The following is a 22359-nucleotide window of genomic DNA, read 5'->3' as shown; positions in this document are numbered from 1 at the left end:
ACAGATCCTCTCCGAGATCGCCACGATGCTCCGCTCCGTCCTGGGCGACTACGACCTCGCGGACGTGGAGATCGGCATGGGCACGCGCTTCACCGACGACCTCGACCTGGAGAGCATCGACCTGGTCACCCTCGCCGGAGAACTGCGCGCCCACTACGGCGAGCGCGTCAACTTCCCCGAATTCCTCGCCGGGATGGAGCTGCCCGAGATCATCGAGCTGAACGTCGGACAGCTCGTCCGCTACGTCGCGGGCCGCCTGCGCGCCAGCGGAGAAACCGGGGTAGCAGCCGCGCCCGCCACCGAGCGGAGCAGCTGAGCGATGGCACGGATGCAGGTGGGCGGGGTGCACAGCGGCCTCCAGCTCAACGTCGAACGCCTGGACGCGCCCGCGGGCGAGCGCACGGACGGCAACGTCCCCACCGTCGTGTGCGTGCACGGCATCGGCACCGACAGCCTCGCCAGCTACTACTTCACCGTCGGCCCCGCCCTGACCGCCGCCGGCTGCGACGTCGTCCTGTACGACCAGCGCGGCCACGGCCGCAGCGACCGCCCCCGCAGCGGCTACACCCTCCAGCACTTCACCGCCGACCTGGCCGCCCTCCTGGACGAGTTGGAGGTCCGCGGCCCGGTCCACCTGGTCGGCAACTCCTTCGGCGGCACCGTCGCCTTCGACTACGCGCTGCGCTACCCCGGCCGGGTCGCCAGCCTCGTCATGGTCGAGTCCGCCCCGCCGACGGCCGAATGGGCCGCCGAGATGGGCCGGCTGCTGCGCCGCTCCCGCGACCAGCTCCAGCACCCCATGGCGCTGGCCTGGATCGAGGCCAACTGCGGCGGCCACACCTCCCGCCTGGCCAAGGCCGCCGCCAAGATGCTGCGCGAGACCACCCTGGCCGACGAGATCCCGGCCGGCGACGTGGTCACCGAGGAACGCATCCGGCAGCTGTCCATCCCTCTCCTCGCGGTGTACGGCGCCGAGTCCGACCTGGTCGCCCAGGCTCCCTGGCTGGAGTCGCTGATCCCCTGGTGCCGTACGGTCTCCGTCCCCGGCCACGAGCACTCGGTCCTGATCGGCACCCCGGCCGAGATGCGCGACATCGTCATCGACTGGGTCGCCGAGCAGCGCAACGGGCGGGCCCCGCACCCGTGCCTGGGGGAGTGGGTGCGACCGCGGTGAGCCGTTTCCTGTTCGTCGTCCCGCCGCTGGTCGGGCACGTCAACCCGGCCGCCGCCGTCGCCGCCGAGCTGAGTGCGCGCGGCCACCGCGTCGCCTGGGCCGGACACCCCCCGGTGCTGGCGCGCCTGGTGGGCGAGGACGCCGAGGTCTTCGCCTGCCCGGTGCCCGACGGGGCCACCCGGCGCCCGGCCGGTCTGCGCGGCGTGGCCGCCCTGCGCTTCCTGTGGGAGGACTGCTTCGGCCCGCTCACCGAGGCCATGGCGCCCCAAGTGGAGGCCGCGGCACGGGAGTTCAAGCCCGATGTGATCGTCAGCGACCAGCAGGCGCTGGCCGGAGCGCTGGTCGCCGAGCGCCTGGGCATCCCGTACGCCACCTCCGCCACCACCTCTGCCGAACTCACCGACTCCACCGCCGGCATCCCCAGGGTCGGCGACTGGATCGCACAGTTCATCGACTCGCTGCGCACCCGCTTCGGCGACCCGGCCGCCGCCTCGCACGACCCGCGCTTCTCCCCGTACCTGACCCTGGCCTTCACCACCGAGGAGCTGACGGGCCCGCCCCCGCCCGGCGTCCCCCGGGCGACCTTCGTCGGCCCGGCGCTGGGACGGCGCAGGCCGAATGCCCCCGACTTCCCCTGGGAGTGGATCGAGGCGGACCGGCGCCTGGTCCTGATCAGCCTGGGCACCGCCAACACCGACGTCGGCGCCCGCTTCCTCACCGAGTGCGCCCAGGCCGTACGGGAGCGGGCGGGACGCCTCCAGGCCGTGGTCAGCGACCCGGGCGGGGCCCTGCCCGACGACGGCGGCCCCGACGTGCTGGTACGGCCCTCGGTGCCCCAGCTCCCGCTGCTGGAGCAGCTGCACGCGGTCATCAGCCACGCGGGCCACAACACCGTCGCCGAGTCCCTGTGGCACGGCGTACCGCTCGTGGTCGCCCCGATCCGCGACGACCAGCCCGTGGTCGCCGGACAGGTCACCGCGGCCGGAGCAGGGCTGCGCGTCCGCTTCGGCCGGGCCGGCCGCCGGCAGATCGGCGCCGCCCTGGACGCGGTACTGGACGAGCCGTCCTACGCGCTGGCGGCCCGCCGCATCGGCGACTCCTTCCGGGCCGCGGGCGGCGCCCCCACCGCGGCCGCCCACCTCGAAAAGCTCGCCCTCGACCACTGACCGCCCCGCATACCGCATACGGAAAGAGACCGAACCGCCATGGGACGTACCGAAGAGGTCGCCGCCCTTCGCCCCGCCTACCAGGCCGAAATCGCCCGCGGCCTCGACCGGTTCTTCGAACCGCAGCGGGCCACCTGCCCCTGGTGCGCCTCGCCCACCCTCCGCGAGCGGCTGCGCACCGGTGACCTCGTCCAGCGCAAGCCCGGCACCTTCGTCGTCGACGAATGCGTCTCGTGCGGCCACCGCTTCCAGAACCCCCGGCTGAACACCGACGGCCTGGACTTCTACTACCGCGACTTCTACGACGGCCTGGGCAAGGAGCTGGCGGAGTTCCTGTTCAACGCCTCGGTCAGCCAGGCGCGTCACCGCACCAGCGTCCGGTCGGTGCTGCCCTTCTGCCGTCCCGCCCGCTGGCTGGACGTGGGCACCGGCAGCGGGCACTTCCCCGCCGCCGCCAAGGAGGTCCTGCCCGACACCGCCTTCGACGGGCTGGACCTGGGACAGGGCGTGGCGCAGGCCGAGCGCGAAGGGCGCATCGAACGTGCCCACCGCGGCCCGTTCACCGAACTCGCCGCGCAGCTGAGCGAGCGGTACGACGTGGTGAGCATGTTCCACTACCTGGAACACACCCCCGACCCGCGCGCCGAGCTGGCCGCCGCCCGTACCGCGCTGCGGCCCGGCGGCCATCTGCTGATCGAGGTCCCCAACCCCGAGTCCTGGTACGGCCGCGTGCTGGGACGCTGGTGGATGCCGTGGTTCCAGCCGCAGCACCTGCACTTCGTCCCGCCCGCCAACCTCTGCCGGGCCCTCGCGGAGCTGGGTTTCACCGTCGTCACCGCCGAGCGGCGCGAGTCCCACATCCCCAACGACCTGTGCGTCGCCGCCTGCCTGTTCGTGGCCCGGCTGCTGCCGCACGACGACAGCCCCTGGCACCCGCACCCGCCCACCGCGGCCCGGCGGGCCGCCCGCCGCCTGCTGACGGCCGTGGCCGCGCCCGCCGTGATGGCCTCCTACTGGCTCGACCAACTGCTGGCCCCCCTGGTACGGCGCAGCCGCTTCGCCAACGCCTACCGCGTCGTGGCCCGGAAGGACTGACAGCGATGACCACCCGAACCTCCGCCGCCCCCCGCACCCGGCACTCCCGCACCCGGCAGATCGCGGCCCTGCGCCCTCGCTACCAGGCGGATCTCGCCCACGGACCGGAGCGGTTCTTCGAAGCGCGGCGCACCGACTGCCCCTGGTGCCACTCCACCCGGCTGCGCGAGCAGCTGCGCACCGGCGACCTCATGCAGCACAAGCCCGGCGTCTTCACCCTGGACCGCTGCCGTGACTGCGGGCACATCTTCCAAAACCCCCGGCTGAACGAGGCGGGGCTGGAGTTCTACTACCGCGACTGGTACGACGGGCTGGGCGAACGCTTCTCGGAGTTCATGTTCGCCCGGGCGGCCAAGCTCTACGCCGCGCGGGCCCGTGCGCTGCCCCCGCACGTCCGGCCGCGCCGCTGGCTCGACGTCGGCACCGGCCACGGACACTTCTGCGGGGCCGCCCAACGCGTACACCCCGGGGCGGAGTTCGAGGGCGTGGACTGCTCGGACGGCGTCGAGATCGCCGAGCGGCACGGCCGGATCGCCCGCGCCCACCGCGGCCAGTTCGTCGAACTGGCCCAGAAGCTGGCGGACCGCTTCGACGTGGTGAGCATGTTCCACTACCTGGAGCACACCGGCGACCCGCGCGCCGAACTGCGCGCGGCCCACGCCGTACTGCGGCCCGGGGGGTACCTGCTGATCGAGGTGCCCGACCCGCAGTCCTACGGGCGGATGCTGGGCAAGTGGTGGGTCCCCTGGCTCCAGCCGCAGCACCTGCACTTCGTGCCGATCGGCAATCTCTGCGACGCCTTGGCGCACACCGGATTCACCGTGGTGGCGACCGACCGCCGGGAGCCGCACGGCCAGGGGAGCCTGAGCGGCGCCCTCGCCCTGATGCTGCACCGCTGGCTGCCGGGGGAGAACGCGCCGTGGCTGCCGGCCACGCCGGACCGCCGCCGGCGCCTGGCGCGCTGGCTGCTGCTGGCCGCCGCGGCGCCCGCCCTGGTCGCGGCGGGCGTAGCGGAGGCAGTGCTCACCCCACTCATCCGGCGCACCCGCTTCGCCAACGCCTACCGGGTGGTCGCCCGCCGCGACTGACCCGTGCGGGCAGCGGGCGCCGCCGGGGGGGCGGCGGCCCGGCCGGCCGCGGCCCCCTGACCGCATCCCGCCTCAGCCGCCGAAGCGGACCTCGCTGATCGTCGGCGACAGCGTCCGCAGCAGCGGGATGCGGTGCTGCCGGGGCGCGACGCTGCCCAGGAACAGGCCGCGGCCCGGGGGCAGCGGCAGCTCCCGTACGTCGACGATGCCGGGGTGGGCGCTGGCGATGCGGGGGCGCTCGGCGGCGTCCATGCCCCAACGCATCGGCGGCAGGCGCAGGTTGCCGACCTTGAGCCTGCCGCGCCGGGACAGCCGCGAGATCCACCGCGGCACCGAGTCGAAGACCAGCCGCCCGCCGGGGAAGCGCTCGGCGCAGGCCGCGAGCAGATCGCGCACCTCGGGCGGGGAGAGGTACATCAGCAGCCCCTGCGCCGTGACGATCACCCCGCGCTCCGGGTTCGGCACCGCGTCCAGCCAGCTGTGGTCGGTCACCGAGCGGGCCAGGGTGCGCCGCCGCTCACCGTCCGGCAGCAGCATCCGGCGCAGCGCCGCGGCCTCGGGCAGCTCCACGGTCAGCCAGTTGAGCAGGCCGTTGTCCACCCGCCAGAAGCCCGTCTCCAGCCCCTCGCCGAGCGCGACGACGGTGGCCTGGGGACGGCGGCGTACGTAGGCGCGCACCGCGTCGTCGAAACAGCGCGAGCGCAGCCCCTGGATCTGCGAGAAGTGCGCGTCGGGCGGCCCCAGCCGGTCCGCGAAGGGATAGTCGACGCAGGCCATCAGCTCCAGGGCCTTGGGGTCCTTCAGGACCGCTTCGGGGTGCCCGGCTTCGGCGGCCCGGTTGTAGAGCGTCCACAGCAGCGTTTCCGGGACCCCGCTCAGATCGGCCCGGACTCTTGAGGGTTGAGTTTCGGTCACCCTCCCAAGACCACCCGCCCCCAAGGGCCCAGGCAAGCGGACACGGGTGCCCGCGGGCGTCCGTCATCCACGCAGCGCAAGCGCCTGCCCGGCCACGACGAGCAGCACCTGCTCGCACTCGGCGGCGAACGCGGCGTTCAGACGGCCGAGTTCGTCACGGAAGCGGCGGCCCGAAGCGGTCGCGGGCACCACCCCCGAACCGACCTCGTTGCTCACCGCGACCAGCGGCCGCCGGGTGGTCCGTACGGCTGACACCAGCTCGGCCACCCGCTCGTGCAGCGCCCGCTCGCCGCCCGCCGCCCACTTCTCGTCGTCCCACGCCCCGACCTCGTCCATCACCTGCGTCAGCCACAGCGCCAGACAGTCGATCAGCAGCACCCCCTCCCCGTACCCCTGCCCGGCCTCTTCGGACAGCAGCGGCACCAGGTCGCAGGTCTCGGCGGTACGCCAGGTGGAAGGGCGCCGCTCGCGGTGCGCGAAGACCCGCGCCGCCCACTCCGCGTCGCCGTCCCGGGTGCCGCCGGTGGCCACGTACAGCACGTCGGGAAAGGCCGCCAGCCGCCGCTCGGCCTCGGCGGACTTGCCGCTGCGCGCCCCGCCCAGCACCAGGGTGCGGCGCGGCAGATCGGGCACCTCGTGGTACTCCCCGACCAGCAGCGAGGTGCCGTCCGGCACGGCCCTGGCGCCCGCGGCGGCCAGCCGCCGGTGCAGCTCGGGCCCCGGCGGCGCGCCGTGGTCCAGATGCACGGCGATCACATCGGTGGCCGCGTCCACGGCGCCGCTCGCCCGCAGCCGCGCCAGCGCGTCGGGCCGCGCCAGGACGTCCAGCAGCACCATGTCGTACGGGTCGCCGCGCTCGCTCTCGCCCAGCCCTGCGGGGGCGGCGCCCGGCGGCAGGTACAGCAGCCGCTCGCCCTGTGCCCCGCCCGCCCCGCAGATCTCGTAGCCGGTGCCCGGCACATCCACCGCCACCGCGCGCACCCGGTGCCCGTCCAGCAGCGCCAGCTCCCGCCCGTCCGCCACCCGGCCCGGCTGCGGCAGCCCCGGCGGCACCTCCACGGCGGGGCCGTCGTGCGGGTGCGAGAGCAGCACCTGCCGTACGCCGCCGAGCGACTGCCCCGCGCGGGCGGCGGCGAACGCCAGCCCCGGGGTGAGGTCGAGCAGCAGCGCGCCGTCGATGAGCAGCGCGGTGGCCGCCCGCGCCTCGCCGCCGACGGCGGTGGCGCAGGCGGCACAGGGGCAGCCGGGGCGCGGCAGCCCCAGCGGGGCTCCGGTGCCGAGGAGAGTCAGGTCCACCCGGTGATTTTCTCGCGTCCGGGTCCTGCGGGCGCGCGGGGGGACCTCTCGACACGGCCGTTAGGCTGCGGATCAGCACGCGAGCACAACGCGATCAGCACGTAACCGGTGGGATCCAGGAGGCGGACATGGCGTGGACGTGGCGGTTCGAGAAGGCCGACGGGAGCGAGACGGCACCCGCGGTGGAACCGGAGGAGTTCAGCACGCAAGGGGACGCGGAGTCCTGGATCGGCGAGGTGTGGAAGGACCTGCTGGAGGGCGGCGCGGACCGGGTGACGCTCTTCGAGGACGGCAGTGAGATCTACGCGATGAGCCTGCACGCCGACGCGGGCTGAGCAGCGGACACGGGCCGCCGCGCGGATCAGATCTGCCCGAGCGTCACCGGCACGGTCTTGTCCGTGCCGTCCCGGTCGACGGTCACCTGCACCGTGTCGCCCGGCTTCGCCCCGGCCAGCGCCTCGGCCAGCTGCTGCATCGTGGCGATGGGCGCGTTGCCGAACTTGACGATGACATCGCCCCGTTCGATGCCCGCCTTCTGCGCGCCGCCGCCCGGGGTCACCTCGGCCACCACCACCCCGGCCGGCTCGAAGTCGGGCCCGAGCAGGGTGCGCCCGCTGATGCCCAGCGCGGCCCGGCCCGAGTCGGTGACCCGGCCGCTCTTGATGATCTGGTCGGCGATGTTCTTGACCGTGGAGGCCGGGATCGCGAAGCCGATGCCGGGCGCCGCGCCCTCGCCCATCTGCGGGTCGGTGGCCGCCAGCGTCGGGATGCCGATGACCTGGCCGGAAAGGTTCACCAGCGCGCCGCCGCTGTTGCCGGGGTTGATCGCGGCGGAGGTCTGCACCATGTTGGCGATGGTCGCGCCCGTACCGCCGCCCCTGCGCCCCTCGCTGACGGTACGTCCGGTCGCCGAGACGATGCCCTGGGTCACGGACCCCGACAGGCCCAGCGGGCTGCCCATGGCGAGCACGATCTGCCCGATCGCGACCTTGCCGGAGTCGCCCAGGACCGCGGGCTTGAGGCCCTTGGGCACCTTGCTGATCTTGATGACGGCCAGGTCCTGCTGCGGGTAGGAGGAGACCAGCTCCGCCTTCAGGGCGTCGCTGCCGCTGGCGGTGGTGACCTGGAAGGACTGTGCCTTGTCCACGACGTGGGCGTTGGTGACGACATGGCCCCGGTCGTCGTAGACCACGCCGGAGCCCAGCCCGGAGTCGGTGGTGATCTGGACGACGGAGGGCAGCACGTCCTTGACGACCCGCTGGTAGTCGTTCTGCAGATCGTTGGCGGCGCCGGGGGCCTGCTGCTTGCCGTTGGGCGAGGCGGAGACAGGCGCCGAAGGACCGGGGGACTTCGACGCGGATCCGGAGTCGGAGCCGGAACAGCCGGCCGCGAGGGCGGCCGCGCACAGGGCGGCGGCCGTGGCGGCCGCCACCCGGCGACGGGTTGTCAGTGAAGGCGTCATGCCCGAAGTGTCCCGTTAGGTGGCCCGCTAGGCCCGTACATCGGGCGCTGTGGCAAGAAATTGCGTGGCCGCCAGTTCCCCGTACAGCGGATCGGACGCCACCAGCTGCGCGTGCGTGCCCACCGCCCGCACCCGCCCCGCCTCCATCACCACGATCCGGTCGGCCAGCGTCACCGTCGACAGACGGTGCGCCACCACCAGCACCGTGGTCCTTTTGGCGGCCTGCGCCACCGTCTCGCGCAGCGCGAGCTCGTTGACCGCGTCCAGCTGCGAGGTCGCCTCGTCCAGCAGGAGCAGCCGCGGCCCGCGCAGCAGCGCCCTGGCGATCGCCACCCGCTGGCGCTCGCCGCCCGACAGCTTGCTGCCGCGGTGCCCCACCACCGTCTCCAGCCCCTCGGGCAGCCGCGCCACCAGCCCGTCCAGCCGGGTCTGCACGAGCACCTCGGCGATCTGCGCGTCGGTGGCCCCCGGCGCCGCGAAGAGGAGATTCTCGCGCAGCGTCCCGGCCAGTACGGGCGCGTCCTGCTCGACATAGCCGATGGCCGCCCGCAGCTCCTCCAGCGGCCAGTCCCGTACGTCCTTGCCGTCCACCAGCACCCGGCCGCCGCCCGCCGCCTCGACCTCGTAGAACCGCTCGATCAGACCGAAGACGGTGGTCTTGCCCGCCCCGGACGGCCCGACGAAGGCGGTCGTCCCGCCGGCCGGCACCGCGAAGCTCACCCCGTGGTGCACCGGCGCCAGCTCCGCGCGGTAGCGGAAGGTCACGTCCTGGAACTCCACGGTGGCCGGCGGCCCCCCTCGCCGCCGCGGCTCGCCGTGCTCCGGCTCGGTCTCCAGCCGCTCGGCCTCCGCGATACGGGCCACCGCCGCCGAGCCGACCTGGTACTCCGAGACCGCCTCCACCAGCCGCGAGACGGGGTCGATCAAGTAGAAGAGATAGAGCAGGAAGGCGATCAGCGTGCCGATGTCGACGGTGCCCGAGGCGACCCGCGCGCCGCCCACCCCCAGCACCGCCAGGAAGGACACCTGCACCGCCAGCCCCACCGAGGACCAGGCCACCGCCTGCCACTTGGCGGCCTGCAGCCCGTGCCGCCAGGCCGTGCGCGCGGTCTCCTCGATCACCGCGGCCTCCCGCCGCTCGGCACCGGAGGCCTTGACCGTACGGAACGCCCCGAAGGCCCGCTCCAGCACCGCGGAGATCGCCCCCACCGACTCCTGGGCCTGCTTCGTCGCCTTGGCGATCTTGGGCATGACCAGCCCCATGGAGCCGCCGATCACCACGATCACCGCGAGCGTGACGCCCAGCAGCACCGGGTCCAGCAGCCCCATCACCACGACGGTGGTCAGGAAGCTGAGACCGCCGGTGGCCGCGCCGACCAGGGACTGGGTGGTGACCACGCGCAGCAGAGTGGTGTCCGCGGTGACCCGAGACATCAGGTCGCCGGGCTGGGAGCGCTCCATCTCCGGCAGCCGCAACCTCAGCAGGCGCACGACCAGTTGACGGCGCGCGGCGAGCACCACGGACTCCGCGGTGCGGTTGAGCACATAGGCGCCCACCGACTCCACGACGGTGCCCGCCACCACCAGGACGGTCAGCAGCACCAGCAGCGTCGCGACGGACCCGTCCGCGCCGAGCCGGTCGACCAGGGACTTGGCGGCCAGCGGCTGGGCGAGCGCGGCCGCGGCTCCGACCAGGGTGAGCAGACCGCCCAGCGCGATGACCGCGCGGTGCGGCCGTATGTGCCCGTACAGGATCCGCCAGGTCTCCCGGGCGGAGAGCTTGGACGCGGCGTCGGGTCTTTTGGGCTGTGCGCGATGAGTGCTCACACAGACCAGGACGCATGAAGCGGCCGAACGCCTGGCCGATCGCCGCACCCGGCGAAAAAATCCCGCCGCCACGGCGCACGGCCACGACGGCGGGGGCCGGGCGGCACACCGGCCGGCCCTCACCACAGCGTGCGAACTAGCCCCTGACGCCGCACAGATGCAGCAGCGCCGCCACCGCCCGGTAGGGGTCCGTGCGCCCGGCCCGGTCCTCCGCGGCCAGCAGGCGCTCCAGCTCGGCGGCGGGCGGCAGGATCTCGTCGTCGGTGACCTGGTCGGTGAAGACCCGCACGCCGTACCAGGCGTGCAGCGGCGCCCCGCTCCCGGCGAGCGTCGCGGTCAGCGCCTCCAGCCGGTCGGCACGCACCGACAGGCCCAGGCGGTTGGTGTAGGCGGGGGAGTCGAAGGCGGCGATCGCGGTGTCCCAGTCGCCCACCAGGCCCGGCCGCATCGCCAGCGCGTCGGCGTTGCGCACCACCAGCGACAGCAGGCCGCCGGGCGCCAGCACCCGCGCCAGCCCCGCCAGCATCGGGTCGGGCTCGGCGACGTACATCAGCACGCCGTGGCAGAGCACCACGTCGAAGGTGCCCGGCAGGAAGTGCACGCCGGTCTCCCGGCCGTCCCCCTCGATCAGGCGCACCCGCTCCTGGATCCCGGCGGGCTCGCCGGCCAGCGCCTTGCGGGCCGCCTCCATCATCACCGGGTCCGGCTCCAGGCCGGTGACCTGGTGGCCGGCCCGGGCCAGCCGCAGCGCCTGGGTGCCCTGGCCGAGGCCGACATCGAGCACCCGCAGCCGCTGCCCCACGGGGAAGCGCGCGGTGATCTGCTCCTCGACCTGGCGGGCGATGAGCTCCTGCCGGACGGTGTTCCGCAGGCCGCCCTGCTTGCTCAGCCAGCTCGGGGCACCCCCCGAGAAGCCGGCCGGAGTGCTGCTCAGGGCCGCTCTCCGCGCTTGACCTGCGGCTTGGGCAGGCGCAGTCGGCGCATCTGGAGCGTACGCATCAAGGCGTAGGGCACCGCGCCCTTGAGGTTCTCGTTGGGGAAGCGCTCGCGCAGCCGCTTCTTGAGGCGGATGGCCAGGCCCACCGAGTCCAGCACGATCAGCAGGATGATGAAGAGCCACAGCAGCAGCGCGATGTTCTGGATCTGCGGGACCCGGATCATCGTCAGGACGAGGATGATCACCGCCATCGGCAGGAAGAACTCCGCGACCGACCAGCGCGAGTCGACCACGTCACGGGCGAAACGCCGCACCGGCCCCTTGTCGCGCAGCGGCAGGAACCGCTCGTCGCCATTGGCCAGTGCCTCCCGCTGCTTGGCCATGTCGGCCCGCCGCGCCTCGCGGGACGCCTTCGCCGCATCCTTGCGGTTGGTCGGCGTCTGCGCGCGCGTGCGGCGCTGCGACTGGGCGTCGCTGCGCTTGGGCGTCGGGCGGCCCTTGGGGGCCTGCGGGTCGCGGGGCTGCTGCGGCTCGGACGCGGTCACCTTGGCGGTCGCGGCCTGCTCATCCTTGGAACGGCTTCGGAACACAACACCCAAGGGTACGGGGTGCCGCGGTGTAGGCCACAGTCCCATGGGGAACGATCCGGCAACGGCCCGGCGCCCGACCGGTTCCGTACCGGGACCAAGCGGACCTGGCGCAGTGCCCCCTGGGCTTCACCTACTCCCTGCGCGGGAGGAAAAGGCTGCCCTGATCGTCCTGCAGGAGGAGCGCATCACGGCCCGAACAGTGCGGTAATGGAACCAGGGCCCGTACTGTGGGGTCTGTAGATGTGCTGGAGCCTAAGCCCGATGTAACTCGGTCAGAAGGGGGCGCGCGAGGCCCATGAGCGGTGTCATGAAGCGGATGGGGATGATCTTCCGCGCGAAGGCCAACAAGGCCCTGGACCGGGCCGAGGACCCGCGCGAAACCCTCGACTACTCGTACCAGAAGCAGCTGGAACTGCTGCAGAAGGTGCGCCGCGGCGTCGCCGACGTGGCGACCTCCCGCAAGCGGCTGGAGCTGCAGCTCAACACGCTCCAGGGCCAGACCTCCAAGCTGGAGGACCAGGGCCGCAAGGCGCTGGCGCTGGGCAGGGAGGACCTCGCCCGCGAGGCGCTCTCCCGCCGCGCCGCCCTCCAGCAGCAGGTCAGCGACCTGGAGGCGCAGCACCAGACGCTGCAGGGCGAGGAGGAGAAGCTCACCCTCGCCGCCCAGCGCCTGCAGGCCAAGGTCGACGCCTTCCGTACGAAGAAGGAGACCATCAAGGCCACCTACACCGCCGCCCAGGCCCAGACCCGCATCGGCGAGGCCTTCTCCGGCATCTCCGAGGAGATGGGCGACGTCGGCATGGCCATCCAGCGCGCGGAGGACAAGACCGCGCAGATGCAGGCCAGGGCCGGGGCCATCGACGAACTGCTCGCCTCGGGCGCGCTGGACGACCCCACCGGCATGGCCAAGGACGACATCACCGCCGAGCTGGACCGGCTCTCCGGCGGCAGCGACGTCGAGCTGGAGCTGCAGCGCATGAAGGCGGAACTGGCGGGCGGCCCGGCCGCGGGCCAGCAGGCCATCGAGGGCGGTGCGGCCGGCCAGGGCGCACAGCCGCAGCACAACCAGCAGGGCACGCCGCGCTTCGACAAGCAGTGACGGCCGTCGGCGGTTAGCTTTGTCGAGATCGTCGCTCGGCAGCGACCGCCGCTCGGGACCAAGGGAGACCGTCGTGATCGTACGGATCATGGGCGAGGGCCAGGTGAAACTGGACGACGCCCACTTCATCGAGCTGAACAAGCTCGATGACGAGCTGCTCGAAGAGATGGAGAGCGGCGACGAGGCCGGCTTCCGGCGCACCCTGGGCGCTCTGCTGGACGCGGTGCGCCGCCTGGGCTCGCCGCTGCCGGACGACGCCCTGGAGCCTTCGGAGCTGATCCTGCCGGCCGAGGACGCCACGCTCGACGAGGTCCGCCAGATGCTCAGCGACGACGGCCTGATTCCGGGCTGAACCGCCTCGGGCGCCGTCGCGCCCGCCCGAGGCCCACGGCGGACCTGGCCGTCCGCCCCACTCCAGCGCAGGTGAGCGCCCCGGCGCCGGGTCCCTTTGTCACGGACAGGGGGAGTACGGGAGCCGGGGCGCTACCGTTTCTTCTCGTGACTCCCCTCGCCCCCGGCCAGGCGGCCCCCCGCTCCGGCCCAGCCCGCGTCGCCTGGCCCCGCGCGCACCCCCTCGCGCTGGACGCCGCCCTGGCGGTGGCCGTCTTCGCGGTGATCCTGATCGGCTCGGTCGCCGAGCCGCACGGCCCCAACGGCCCCCGCTTCGGCGAGCGCGAGCTCCAGGCCGGCACGGTGATCCTGGCCGTCCTGAGCTGCGCCGCGCTGGTGCTGCGCCGTCACCGCCCGCGCACCGTCCTCGCCTGTACGGGCGTGCTGACCCTCATCGAGCTGGTCGCCGAGACGAATGAACCGCGCGCCCCCGTCGCGGCCGCCGCGGTCATCGCGCTCTACACCCTGGCCTCGCGCACCGACCGGCCCACCACCTGGCGTGTGGGCGCCGTGACCGCCGTCGGGCTCACCGCCGCCGCGATGCTCTTCGGCGCCCGCCCCTGGTACGCGCAGGAGAACCTCGCGCTCTTCGCCTGGACCGGGATGGCCGCGGCCGTCGGCGACGCCGTACGCAGCCGCCGCGCCTACGTCGACGCCATAAGGGAGCGGGCCGAGCGCGCCGAGCGGACCCGCGAGGAGGAGGCCAGACGCCGGGTGGCCGAGGAGCGCATGCGTATCGCCCGCGAGCTGCACGACGTGGTCGCCCACCACATCGCGCTGGTCAACGTCCAGGCCGGGGTCGCCTCGCACGTCATGGACAACCGCCCCGACCAGGCCAAACAGGCCCTCGCGCACGTCCGGGAGGCGTCCCGCTCCGCCCTGGACGAGCTGCGCGCCACCGTCGGCCTGCTGCGCCAGAGCGACGACCCCAAGGCGCCCACCGAGCCCGCGCCGGGCCTCGGCGTCCTGGACCAGCTCGTGGACGGCTTCACCCGCACCGGCCTGCGCGTCGACCTGGAGATCCCCGAGCACTGCGCGGACCTGCCGGCCTCCGTCGACCTCACCGCCTACCGGGTGGTCCAGGAGGCACTGACCAATGTGCACAAGCACGCGGGCCCCGACGCGCGCGCCACGGTCCGCATCCTGCGCGCCGACGGCTCGCTGACGGTGACCGTGCTGGACGACGGCGCGGGCGGCGAGGGCGACGGGGGAGCGGGCGGCGGCCACGGCCTGATCGGGATGCGCGAGCGCGTCGCCGCCCTGCGCGGCACCGCGCGTACCGGACCGCGCCCCGACGGCGGCTTCGAGGTGCACGTCCACCTCCCGCTCCAGCCGGTCCGTACGGGAGAGACGGCATGACGACGGACAGGACCCCCGACATGACCACCGCCACCGCCGCGATACCTTCCGGCACCACGACCACGATCAAGGTCCTGCTCGCCGACGACCAGGCCCTGCTGCGCAGCGCGTTTCGCATCCTGGTCGACTCCGAGCCGGACATGGAGGTGGTGGGGGAGGCCTCCGACGGCGCGCAGGCCTATGAGCTCACCCGCGCGGCGGGCGCCGATGTCGTGCTGATGGACATCCGGATGCCGGGGGTGGACGGCCTGGCCGCCACCCGCATGATCAGCCAGGACCCGGAGCTGGCCGGGGTCCGCGTGGTCATCCTGACCACGTTCGAGGTCGACGAGTACGTCGTCCAGGCGCTGCGCGCCGGCGCCAGCGGCTTCCTCGGCAAGGGCGCCGAGCCCGACGAACTGCTGAACGCCATCCGGGTGGCGGCGGCCGGCGAGGCGCTGCTCTCACCGGTGGCCACCAAGGGGCTGATCGCCAAGTTCCTCGCCCAGGGCGGCAGTTCGGGGCAGGAGGGAGCAGGGGAGGGCGGTACGCACGCGGCGGAGCGGCTGCGCTCCTTGACCGGCCGCGAGCGCGAGGTGCTCGTCCTGGTCGCCGCCGGACTGTCCAACGACGAGATCGCCGAGCGGCTGGAGGTCAGCCCGCTCACCGTGAAGACGCACGTCAACCGTGCGATGGCCAAGCTGGGCGCCCGCGACCGGGCACAGCTGGTGGTCATCGCGTACGAGTCGGGACTCGTACGCCCACGGGTGCAGTAGGGGTGGAGAGGGACGTACTACGAACGCGGTATGTCCCACAAGACCGAAACCGACCTGCGAGCGAGGGAAACCGGCCATGGGGTGGCCGATCGTGTAGGTGGGCCAGTACGCCCGTGTGCCGAGCAGTTCTCAGATTCCAGAAGAGAGACCCCACCCATGTCCTGGCTGTCCCGACTCAGCCTCGTACAACGGGGCCTGGTAGCGCTGATATCGATCGTGGCGATCGCTTTCGGCGCCATCGCGATCCCGCAGCTCAAACAGCAGCTCCTGCCCTCCATCGACCTGCCCATGGTGTCCGTGATGGCGCCGTATCCCGGTGCCTCGCCCGACGCCGTCGAGAAGCAGGTCGTCGAGCCGCTGGAGAACGGCATCCAGGCGGTCGACGGCATCAAGGGCGTCACCTCCACGGCCAATGAGGGCTCGGCCGTGATCATGGCCCAGTTCGACTACGGCAACGACTCCAAGCGCCTGGTCGCCGATGTCCAGCAGGCCGTCAACCGCGCCCGCGCCAAGCTGCCCAAGGACGTCGACCCGCAGGTCGTGGCCGGCTCTACCGACGACATGCCCACCGTCGTCCTGGCCGTCTCCTCCTCCGGCAAGGACGAGCAGACCCTCGCCGACCAGCTCGACCGCAGCGTCGTGCCGGGCCTGAAGAACATCGACGGCGTCGGCCGGGTCAGCGTGGAGGGCGTACGGGACCGGATCGTCGCCGTCACCCCCGACGACAAGAAGCTGGCCGCCGCCGGGCTGACCCCCGCGGCCCTGGGCCAGGCGCTCCAGGCGGGCGGCGCGTCCGTACCGGCCGGCGCGTTCGCCGAGGGCGGGCAGAGCAGGACCGTCCAGGTCGGCTCCGGCTTCACCTCCGTCCAGCAGATCAAGGACCTCACCGTCGCCCCCACCCCCGCGCCCGGCGGCGCGGGCGGCGCGAAGGGCGCGGGGCCCGTACGCGTCGGCGACATCGCCACCGTCAAGGAGGAGCAGGCCGCACCGACCTCGCTGACCCGCACCAACGGCGCGCCGAGCCTGGCCGTCATGGTGACCATGGACCGCGACGGCAGCGCGGTGGCCATCTCCCGGGACGTCAAGGACAAGCTGCCCCAGATCCGCAAGGACCTCGGCGCCGGCACCGAGGTCACCGTCGCCTCCGACCAGGGCCCCGCGGTCTCCAAGTCGATCGACTCCCTGACCACCGAGGGCCTGCTCGGCCTGGTCATGGCCGTGATCGTGATCCTGGTCTTCCTGCTGAGCCTGCGCTCCACCCTGGTGACCGCGGTCTCCATCCCGCTCTCGGTCGTCATCACCCTGATCGTGCTGTGGACCGGCGACCTGTCGCTGAACATGCTCACGCTCGGCGCGCTGACCATCGCCATCGGCCGCGTGGTGGACGACTCCATCGTCGTCCTGGAGAACATCAAACGGCATCTGGGCTACGGCGAGGAGCGGCAGAAGGCCATCATCACGGCCGTTCGCGAGGTCTCCGGCGCGATCACCTCCTCCACCCTGACCACCGTCGCGGTCTTCCTGCCCATCGGCGTGGTCGGCGGCATGGTGGGCGCCCTGTTCGGCGACTTCTCGATCACCGTCACCGTCGCCCTGCTCGCCTCCCTGCTGGTGTCCTTGACGGTCGTACCGGTGCTCTCGTACTGGTTCCTGCGCGCCCCCAAGATCCCGGCGGGCGCCGACCCGGAGCAGCTGCGCCGCGAGGCCGAGGAGAAGGAGGCCGCGAGCCCGCTGCAGCGCCTGTACGTCCCCGTGCTGCGCTTCGCCACCCGCCGCCGGGTCACCAGCCTGGTCATCGCGGTGGTCGTGCTGCTCGCCACCTTCGGCATGGCGCCGCTGCTGAAGACCAACTTCATCGACCAGGGCAGCCAGGACACCCTGAGCATCAAGCAGAAGCTCAAGCCCGGTACGAGCCTGGCCGCGACCGACGCGCAGGCCAAGAAGGTCGAGAAGCTGCTGTCCGGCCTGGACGAGGTCAAGGACTACCAGGTCACCGTCGGCTCCTCCGGCTTCATGGCGGCCTTCGGCGGCGGCACCGGCACCAACCAGGCCTCCTACCAGGTCAAGCTGGCCGACAAGGCCGACTCCGAGAAGGTCTCCGAGGAGATCCGGTCCGGGCTGGACAAGCTGGGCAAGGGCATCGGCGAGACCACCGTGACCGCGGGCGGCGGCTTCGGCAGCCAGGACCTGAGCGTGGTGGTCAAGGCCGCCGACGCCGAGGTGCTCAAGAAGGCCTCCGAGCAGGTGCGCAGCGCTGTCGCGGGCCTGGACCACGTCACCGACGTGCAGAGCGACCTGGCCCAGAGCGTGCCGCGGATCTCGGTGCGCGCCAACTCCAAGGCGGCGGCCGCCGGTTACACCCAGGCCACGCTCGGCCAGGCGGTCGCCCAGGCGGTGCGCGGTACCACCAGCGGCACGGCCGTACTGGACGACACCGAGCGCGACATCGTCGTACGCTCCGCCCACCCGGCCACCACCGAGGCCGAGTTGAAGACCCTGCCCGTCGCCACCCCCGGCGGCACGGTCGAGCTCGGCGAGATCGCCACGGTCGAGACCGTGCCGGGCCCGGTGCAGATGACCCGGATCGACGGCGCGCGGGCCGCCACCATCACGGCCAAGCCGACCGAGGACAACACCGGCGCGGTCAACGCCGACCTCCAGGCGAAGATCAAGGAGCTGAAGCTCCCCGGCGGCGCGAGTGCGGAGATCGGCGGCCTCTCCCAGGACCAGGACGACGCGTTCTCCTCGCTGGGCCTGGCCATGCTGGCGGCCATCGCGATCGTGTTCATGCTGCTGGTGGCGACCTTCCGCTCGCTGATCCAGCCGCTGATCCTGCTGGTCTCCATCCCCTTCGCGGCGACCGGTGCGATCGGCCTGCTGCTGGCCACCGGCACCCCGATGGGCGTCCCGGCGATGATCGGCATGCTGATGCTCATCGGCATCGTGGTCACCAACGCCATCGTGCTGATCGACCTCATCAACCAGTACCGCGCGCAGGGTTACGGCGTCGTCGAGGCGGTCATCGAGGGCGGCCGGCACCGGCTGCGGCCCATCCTGATGACGGCGCTGGCCACGATCATGGCGCTGCTGCCGATGGCGCTGTCCATCACCGGCGACGGCGGCTTCATCTCCCAGCCGCTGGCGGTGGTCGTCATCGGCGGCCTGGTCACCTCCACCCTGCTCACGCTCCTGCTCGTACCGACGCTGTACGCGATGATCGAGCTGCGCAAGGAGCGCCGGGCCGCGAAGAAGGCCGCCAAGCGGGACAAGAAGGCGGGCCCGGAGCCGCGGGACGGGGACACCCCGGCCGGTGACGGCGGCGACCGCACCCCGGAGCCGGCGGGCGTCTGACACCGCTGACGCACCAGGCGCCCCGGACCTGACCAGGTCCGGGGCGCCTTCGTCATGCCGCGGGCCCTTGGCGGGGCCCGCACCTCACGGGGTCTTGCAGGTCAGCTCCGCCGCCTCGGCGCGTACCGCCACCGGCGTCTCCTGCCCGGCCGCCTCCCCGGCCACCGGCCGCCCGCCGCGGGTGAGCGCCAGGGAGAACAGGGCCAGCGCCGTCAGCAACGCCATGGCCACGAACGTCGGTACGGCGGTGTGCTCCCCGCCGAGGCCCACCAGCGGGGCCACCGCCGCGCCCAGGGCGCTCTGCAGCGTGCCCATGACCGCCGAGCCGGTGCCGGAGGCGCCGGGCACCCGCTCCAGCGCCAGCGCCGCGGCGTTGGCGATGATCAGGCCGAGGCCGGCGCAGACCACGATCAGGACGGCCACGGTCAGCACGGCCGTCAGCAGCCCGGCCACCGCGCCCACGGCCAGCACCACGTTGCCCGCCAGGGTGGTCACCAGGCCCACCCGCAGCAGCGCCGCCGCGCCGTACCGCCCCACCAGGCGTGCTCCGACGGCGCTGGAGATGGTGGCGACCAGCGCACAGGCGGAGAAGACGGCCGAGGAGATTCCGACGCTCAGGCCGAGCGCGTTCTGCAGGACGAAGGGCGAGCCCGCGATCCAGGCGAAGAGCATCCCGAAGGCGAAGGTGAAGGCCAGGGTGTAGCCGAGGAACGTACGGTCCGACAGCACCGAGCGCGCCGCGCGCAGCGTCGTGGGCAGCCCGCCGGCCCGCCGCTTCTCCTTGGGCAGGCTCTCCTTGATCCCGAACAGCGCGCCCAGGAACATCACCACCGACGCGGCGGTCAGCACCCAGAACACCATCCGCCAGCTGCTCGCCTCCACGATCACGCCGCCCACCAGCGGGGCGAGGATCGGCGCGATGCCGCCCAGCGTCATCAGGATGCCGAACAGCCGCGCCGCCCTTGCCCCTTGGGCCACATCGGTGATCACGGCCCGGCCGATCACCACGCCCGCCGCGCCGCTGAAGCCCTGGACGAAGCGGAAGGCGACCAGCCAGCCCAGCGAGGGGGACAGGGCGCACAGCGCGGTGGCGACGGTGCACGCCGCGGCGCCTATCAGGATCGGCCCGCGCCGCCCGAGCCGGTCCGAGAGCGGCCCGAACACCAGCTGCCCCAGCGCCATGCCGATCAGGAAGGCGGTGAGCGTGAGCTGGATTCCGGAGGCGTCGGTGTGCAGCTCCTGAGCCATACGCGGCAGGGCCGGCAGGTACATGTCCGTCGCCAGTGGCACCACGAACGACAGCAGCGCCAGTACGGCGGTCAGTACAGGCATGGCGGGTCCCCCTCGTAGATGCTTATATATCTATAGGTAAAGGTAGCATGGGAGGGTGGCGGAGTCGATGAAACACATGACAGAGCTGACCAGTGACGAACTGCGGACCCAGGCAAGGGAGTTGACCCCGGCGCTCTATGTGCTGTCCCGGGTGCTGCGCTTCGAGGGCATGGACGAAGCGGGCCTGTGGCGGCTGCCGCCCTCGGAGCTGGAGCTGATGCGCTACGTCCAGTTCGAGCCGGGCGTCACGGTCGGCATCCTCGCCCGCGAACTGGGCCTGCACGCCAGCAATGTGAGCACCACGGTCCGCAGACTGGTCGACCTCGGGCTGCTCCAGCGCGAGCCGGACCCCAACGACCGCCGGGTGACCCGCCTGCACCCCACCGCCAAGGCCCAGCACGGCATGGCCCTGCTCGAGAACGCCTGGGCCGACATCTTCGCCGAGGCCCTGGCCACGCTCACCCCCGAGGAGCGCTCGGCGCTGGCCGCGGCCGTACCGGGGCTGGAGTCCCTGGGAGCGGCACTGCGGGCCCGCCGCAAGGGATAGCCACCCGCCGCAAGGGACGGGCGCCGGAAAACACACAGGGAGGGGGCGCCGGATGCGGCGCGGGCGCTACGGCAGCGCCAGCATCCGCTCCAGCGCGAGCTTGGCGAAGCTCTCGGTCTCCTTGTCGACCTCGATGCGGTTGACGACCTTGCCCTCGGCCAGCGACTCCAGCGTCCACACCAGGTGCGGCAGGTCGATGCGGTTCATCGTCGAGCAGAAGCAGACCGTCTTGTCGAGGAAGACGATCTCCTTGTCCTGGTCGGCGAACCGGTTCGCCAGCCGCCGTACGAGGTTCAGCTCGGTGCCGATGGCCCACTTCGACCCGGCGGGCGCGGCCTCCAGCGCCTTGATGATGAACTCCGTCGACCCGACGTAGTCGGCCGCGGCCACCACCTCGTGCTTGCACTCCGGGTGCACCAGCACGTTCACCCCCGGTATCCGGGCGCGTACGTCCTCGACGGACTCGAGCGAGAACCGACCGTGCACCGAGCAGTGCCCGCGCCACAGGATCATCTTCGCGTCGCGCAGCTGCTGCGCGCTCAGCCCGCCGCCCGGCTTGTGCGGGTTGTAGACGACGCAGTCCTTCAGCGACATCCCCATGTCCCGCACCGCGGTGTTGCGCCCCAGGTGCTGGTCGGGCAGGAACAGCACCTTCTCGCCTTGCTCGAAGGCCCAGTCCAGTGCCTTCTTGGCGTTGGAGGAGGTGCAGATCGTGCCGCCGTGCTTGCCGGTGAAGGCCTTGATGTCGGCGGAGGAGTTCATGTACGACACCGGCACCGTCGCCTCGGCCACCCCGGCCTCGGTCAGTACGTCCCAGCACTCCGCGACCTGCTCGGCGGTGGCCATGTCGGCCATCGAGCAGCCCGCGGCCAGGTCCGGCAGGATCACCTGCTGGTCGTCGGTGGTCAGGATGTCCGCGGACTCGGCCATGAAGTGCACACCGCAGAAGACGATGTACTGCGCGTCGGGCCGGGCCGCCGCGTCCCGCGCGAGCTTGAAGGAGTCACCGGTCACATCCGCGAACTCGATGACCTCGTCGCGCTGGTAGTGGTGCCCCAGGACGAAGACCTTCTCGCCGAGCTTCGCCTTGGCCGCGCGGGCGCGCTCGACGAGGTCGGGGTCGGACGGAGCCGGCAGGTCGCCGGGACACTCCACGCCGCGCTCGCTCTTGGGGTCGGCCTCGCGGCCGAGCAGGAGCAGAGCCAGCGGCGTCGGCTGGACGTCCAGGGGCTGGGCGGTGGTCACGTCACGCACCCTCTCTATTCGTCATGAGCGCGGCACAGCCGCACCCGTGGGGCCGGTGCTCAGCACCGGGAGCCTTTTCGTCGATTTGACGTTATCTATCATAACTGCTTCACGTCACTTTGACGATGGCGATAGCGTCGATGTGACACATTCCCGGAGCGAGCGCCCGGGAGGCCCGCGCCCGCCCCCTCGCGGGTGTGCGAGCATGAACTCGGAAGGATTCACACGACTTCCCCACTAACTTGAGCCCACCCGGAATGAATCCGGGGCCCCGTCGGTTGCAGCCGAGGGCAAGCGGTCCGTACAACCCGGGAGAGATGTAGATGAGCGTTCAGGACGAGCAGACCACCGTCAGCGACGGCATCATCCTGTCCGACGCGGCCGCGTCGAAGGTCAAGAGCCTGCTGGAGCAGGAGGGCCGTGACGACCTCGCACTGCGGGTGGCCGTCCAGCCCGGCGGCTGCTCCGGACTGCGCTACCAGCTCTTCTTCGACGAGCGCTCGCTGGACGGCGACGTCGTCAAGGACTTCGACGGCGTCAAGGTCGTCACCGACCGGATGAGCGCCCCCTACCTGGGCGGCGCCTCCATCGACTTCGTCGACACCATCGAGAAGCAGGGCTTCACGATCGACAACCCCAACGCCACCGGCTCCTGCGCCTGCGGCGACTCCTTCAGCTGAGAAGGAACCAGCGCATACGGAGGCGGCGCCACCCCGGCCTCGGGGTGGCGC

Annotated in this window: 21 protein-coding genes; 13 read left to right on the top strand and 8 right to left on the bottom strand. The window is 72.5% G+C overall.

From position 1 onward, the window contains the following. Positions 1 to 25: 25 nt before the first annotated feature. Genes AC4IJH_RS25075 through AC4IJH_RS25055 form a run of 5 tightly spaced genes read left to right on the top strand, consistent with a single transcriptional unit; the run spans position 26 to position 4523 of the window. Positions 26 to 316, top strand: coding sequence for an acyl carrier protein (locus AC4IJH_RS25075; RefSeq protein ID WP_490854130.1), 291 nt, complete (start codon positions 26 to 28; stop codon positions 314 to 316). A 3-nt stretch (positions 317 to 319) separates the two neighbouring features. Beyond that, positions 320 to 1174 (top strand): alpha/beta fold hydrolase, encoded by an 855-nt coding sequence (locus AC4IJH_RS25070; protein ID WP_490854099.1) that lies wholly within the window; start codon positions 320 to 322, stop codon positions 1172 to 1174. Next, positions 1171 to 2340, top strand: coding sequence for a glycosyltransferase (locus tag AC4IJH_RS25065; protein ID WP_490854098.1), 1170 nt, complete (start codon positions 1171 to 1173; stop codon positions 2338 to 2340). The genes AC4IJH_RS25070 and AC4IJH_RS25065 overlap by 4 nt, the downstream gene beginning before the upstream one ends. Before the next feature lie 39 nt (positions 2341 to 2379). Continuing rightward, positions 2380 to 3435, top strand: a complete 1056-nt coding sequence (locus tag AC4IJH_RS25060) for a class I SAM-dependent methyltransferase (RefSeq protein ID WP_490854097.1) — start codon at positions 2380 to 2382, stop codon at positions 3433 to 3435. 5 nt (positions 3436 to 3440) lie between these two features. Then, a complete protein-coding gene (locus AC4IJH_RS25055; RefSeq protein ID WP_490854096.1) occupies positions 3441 to 4523 on the top strand; it encodes a class I SAM-dependent methyltransferase in 1083 nt (360 codons plus the stop codon). Positions 4524 to 4595: 72 nt separating this feature from the next. On the opposite strand, the gene AC4IJH_RS25050 is transcribed toward AC4IJH_RS25055, so the two are convergent. Both AC4IJH_RS25050 and AC4IJH_RS25045 read right to left on the bottom strand, forming a co-directional pair. Beyond that, a complete protein-coding gene (locus tag AC4IJH_RS25050) occupies positions 4596 to 5438 on the bottom strand; it encodes a class I SAM-dependent methyltransferase (protein WP_490854095.1) in 843 nt (280 codons plus the stop codon). A 63-nt stretch (positions 5439 to 5501) separates the two neighbouring features. Next, on the bottom strand, positions 5502 to 6734 hold the full coding sequence (locus AC4IJH_RS25045) for a bifunctional adenosylcobinamide kinase/adenosylcobinamide-phosphate guanylyltransferase (RefSeq protein ID WP_490854094.1): 1233 nt from the start codon (positions 6732 to 6734) through the stop codon (positions 5502 to 5504). Between the two features lie 128 nt (positions 6735 to 6862). On the opposite strand from AC4IJH_RS25045, the gene AC4IJH_RS25040 reads away from it, so the two are divergent. Then, complete coding sequence (locus tag AC4IJH_RS25040) at positions 6863 to 7069, top strand: hypothetical protein (RefSeq protein ID WP_490854093.1); 207 nt, start codon at positions 6863 to 6865, stop codon at positions 7067 to 7069. A gap of 26 nt (positions 7070 to 7095) precedes the next feature. On the opposite strand, the gene AC4IJH_RS25035 is transcribed toward AC4IJH_RS25040, so the two are convergent. From AC4IJH_RS25035 to AC4IJH_RS25020, 4 genes are all read right to left on the bottom strand, one after another. After that, positions 7096 to 8196 carry a S1C family serine protease gene (locus AC4IJH_RS25035; RefSeq protein ID WP_490854092.1) on the bottom strand — a complete coding sequence of 367 codons (1101 nt, stop codon included), beginning with the start codon at positions 8194 to 8196 and terminating at the stop codon, positions 7096 to 7098. A gap of 27 nt (positions 8197 to 8223) precedes the next feature. Then, on the bottom strand, positions 8224 to 10023 hold the full coding sequence (locus AC4IJH_RS25030) for an ABC transporter ATP-binding protein (protein WP_490854091.1): 1800 nt from the start codon (positions 10021 to 10023) through the stop codon (positions 8224 to 8226). Between the two features lie 136 nt (positions 10024 to 10159). Continuing rightward, positions 10160 to 10912 carry a methyltransferase domain-containing protein gene (locus AC4IJH_RS25025; protein WP_490854129.1) on the bottom strand — a complete coding sequence of 251 codons (753 nt, stop codon included), beginning with the start codon at positions 10910 to 10912 and terminating at the stop codon, positions 10160 to 10162. 41 nt (positions 10913 to 10953) lie between these two features. After that, the gene (locus AC4IJH_RS25020; RefSeq protein WP_490854090.1) at positions 10954 to 11550 is read right to left on the bottom strand and encodes a DUF3043 domain-containing protein; all 597 of its coding nucleotides are present in this window, start codon (positions 11548 to 11550) and stop codon (positions 10954 to 10956) included. A 295-nt stretch (positions 11551 to 11845) separates the two neighbouring features. Between AC4IJH_RS25020 and AC4IJH_RS25015 the strand changes: the two genes are divergently transcribed. From AC4IJH_RS25015 to AC4IJH_RS24995, 5 genes are all read left to right on the top strand, one after another. Next, complete coding sequence (locus AC4IJH_RS25015) at positions 11846 to 12649, top strand: PspA/IM30 family protein (RefSeq protein ID WP_490854089.1); 804 nt, start codon at positions 11846 to 11848, stop codon at positions 12647 to 12649. Between the two features lie 73 nt (positions 12650 to 12722). Continuing rightward, the gene (pspAA, locus tag AC4IJH_RS25010) at positions 12723 to 13001 is read left to right on the top strand and encodes a PspA-associated protein PspAA (protein ID WP_490854088.1); all 279 of its coding nucleotides are present in this window, start codon (positions 12723 to 12725) and stop codon (positions 12999 to 13001) included. Between the two features lie 146 nt (positions 13002 to 13147). Beyond that, a complete protein-coding gene (locus AC4IJH_RS25005; RefSeq protein WP_490854087.1) occupies positions 13148 to 14398 on the top strand; it encodes a sensor histidine kinase in 1251 nt (416 codons plus the stop codon). Positions 14399 to 14418: 20 nt separating this feature from the next. Next, positions 14419 to 15153 carry a response regulator gene (locus AC4IJH_RS25000; RefSeq protein WP_490854128.1) on the top strand — a complete coding sequence of 245 codons (735 nt, stop codon included), beginning with the start codon at positions 14419 to 14421 and terminating at the stop codon, positions 15151 to 15153. A gap of 156 nt (positions 15154 to 15309) precedes the next feature. Next, positions 15310 to 18504, top strand: a complete 3195-nt coding sequence (locus tag AC4IJH_RS24995) for an efflux RND transporter permease subunit (RefSeq protein ID WP_490854086.1) — start codon at positions 15310 to 15312, stop codon at positions 18502 to 18504. 84 nt (positions 18505 to 18588) lie between these two features. On the opposite strand, the gene AC4IJH_RS24990 is transcribed toward AC4IJH_RS24995, so the two are convergent. After that, the gene (locus AC4IJH_RS24990; protein ID WP_490854085.1) at positions 18589 to 19836 is read right to left on the bottom strand and encodes a multidrug effflux MFS transporter; all 1248 of its coding nucleotides are present in this window, start codon (positions 19834 to 19836) and stop codon (positions 18589 to 18591) included. Positions 19837 to 19903: 67 nt separating this feature from the next. Here AC4IJH_RS24990 and AC4IJH_RS24985 point away from each other — a divergent pair, with 67 nt between their 5' ends. Continuing rightward, positions 19904 to 20383, top strand: coding sequence for a MarR family winged helix-turn-helix transcriptional regulator (locus tag AC4IJH_RS24985; protein WP_490854084.1), 480 nt, complete (start codon positions 19904 to 19906; stop codon positions 20381 to 20383). 66 nt (positions 20384 to 20449) lie between these two features. Here AC4IJH_RS24985 and nadA read toward each other — a convergent pair whose 3' ends face one another. Further along, entirely contained in the window at positions 20450 to 21637 is a 1188-nt protein-coding gene (gene nadA, locus AC4IJH_RS24980) for a quinolinate synthase NadA (RefSeq protein WP_490854083.1), read from the bottom strand. Positions 21638 to 21951: 314 nt separating this feature from the next. Between nadA and erpA the strand changes: the two genes are divergently transcribed. After that, a complete protein-coding gene (gene erpA / locus AC4IJH_RS24975; RefSeq protein WP_490854082.1) occupies positions 21952 to 22308 on the top strand; it encodes an iron-sulfur cluster insertion protein ErpA in 357 nt (118 codons plus the stop codon). Positions 22309 to 22359: the final 51 nt, after the last annotated feature.

This window comes from Streptomyces sp. UF-297, assembly GCF_058245575.1.
Note: the sequence above shows the minus strand (reverse complement) of the source record. Positions and strands in the feature narration are given on the sequence as shown.

Bases quoted from the DNA above. Each gene is read 5' to 3' on its own strand.
- AC4IJH_RS24990 (WP_490854085.1), bottom strand. From the start codon at position 19,836: ATGCCTGTACTGACCGCCGTACTGGCGCTGCTGTCGTTCGTGGTGCCA.
- AC4IJH_RS25060 (WP_490854097.1), top strand. From the start codon at position 2,380: ATGGGACGTACCGAAGAGGTCGCCGCCCTTCGCCCCGCCTACCAGGCC.
- AC4IJH_RS24995 (WP_490854086.1), top strand. From the start codon at position 15,310: ATGTCCTGGCTGTCCCGACTCAGCCTCGTACAACGGGGCCTGGTAGCG.
- AC4IJH_RS25040 (WP_490854093.1), top strand. From the start codon at position 6,863: ATGGCGTGGACGTGGCGGTTCGAGAAGGCCGACGGGAGCGAGACGGCA.
- AC4IJH_RS25015 (WP_490854089.1), top strand. From the start codon at position 11,846: ATGAGCGGTGTCATGAAGCGGATGGGGATGATCTTCCGCGCGAAGGCC.
- erpA (WP_490854082.1), top strand. From the start codon at position 21,952: ATGAGCGTTCAGGACGAGCAGACCACCGTCAGCGACGGCATCATCCTG.
- AC4IJH_RS25075 (WP_490854130.1), top strand. From the start codon at position 26: ATGCTCCGCTCCGTCCTGGGCGACTACGACCTCGCGGACGTGGAGATC.
- AC4IJH_RS24985 (WP_490854084.1), top strand. From the start codon at position 19,904: ATGAAACACATGACAGAGCTGACCAGTGACGAACTGCGGACCCAGGCA.
- AC4IJH_RS25070 (WP_490854099.1), top strand. From the start codon at position 320: ATGGCACGGATGCAGGTGGGCGGGGTGCACAGCGGCCTCCAGCTCAAC.
- AC4IJH_RS25055 (WP_490854096.1), top strand. From the start codon at position 3,441: ATGACCACCCGAACCTCCGCCGCCCCCCGCACCCGGCACTCCCGCACC.
- AC4IJH_RS25000 (WP_490854128.1), top strand. From the start codon at position 14,419: ATGACCACCGCCACCGCCGCGATACCTTCCGGCACCACGACCACGATC.
- AC4IJH_RS25035 (WP_490854092.1), bottom strand. From the start codon at position 8,196: ATGACGCCTTCACTGACAACCCGTCGCCGGGTGGCGGCCGCCACGGCC.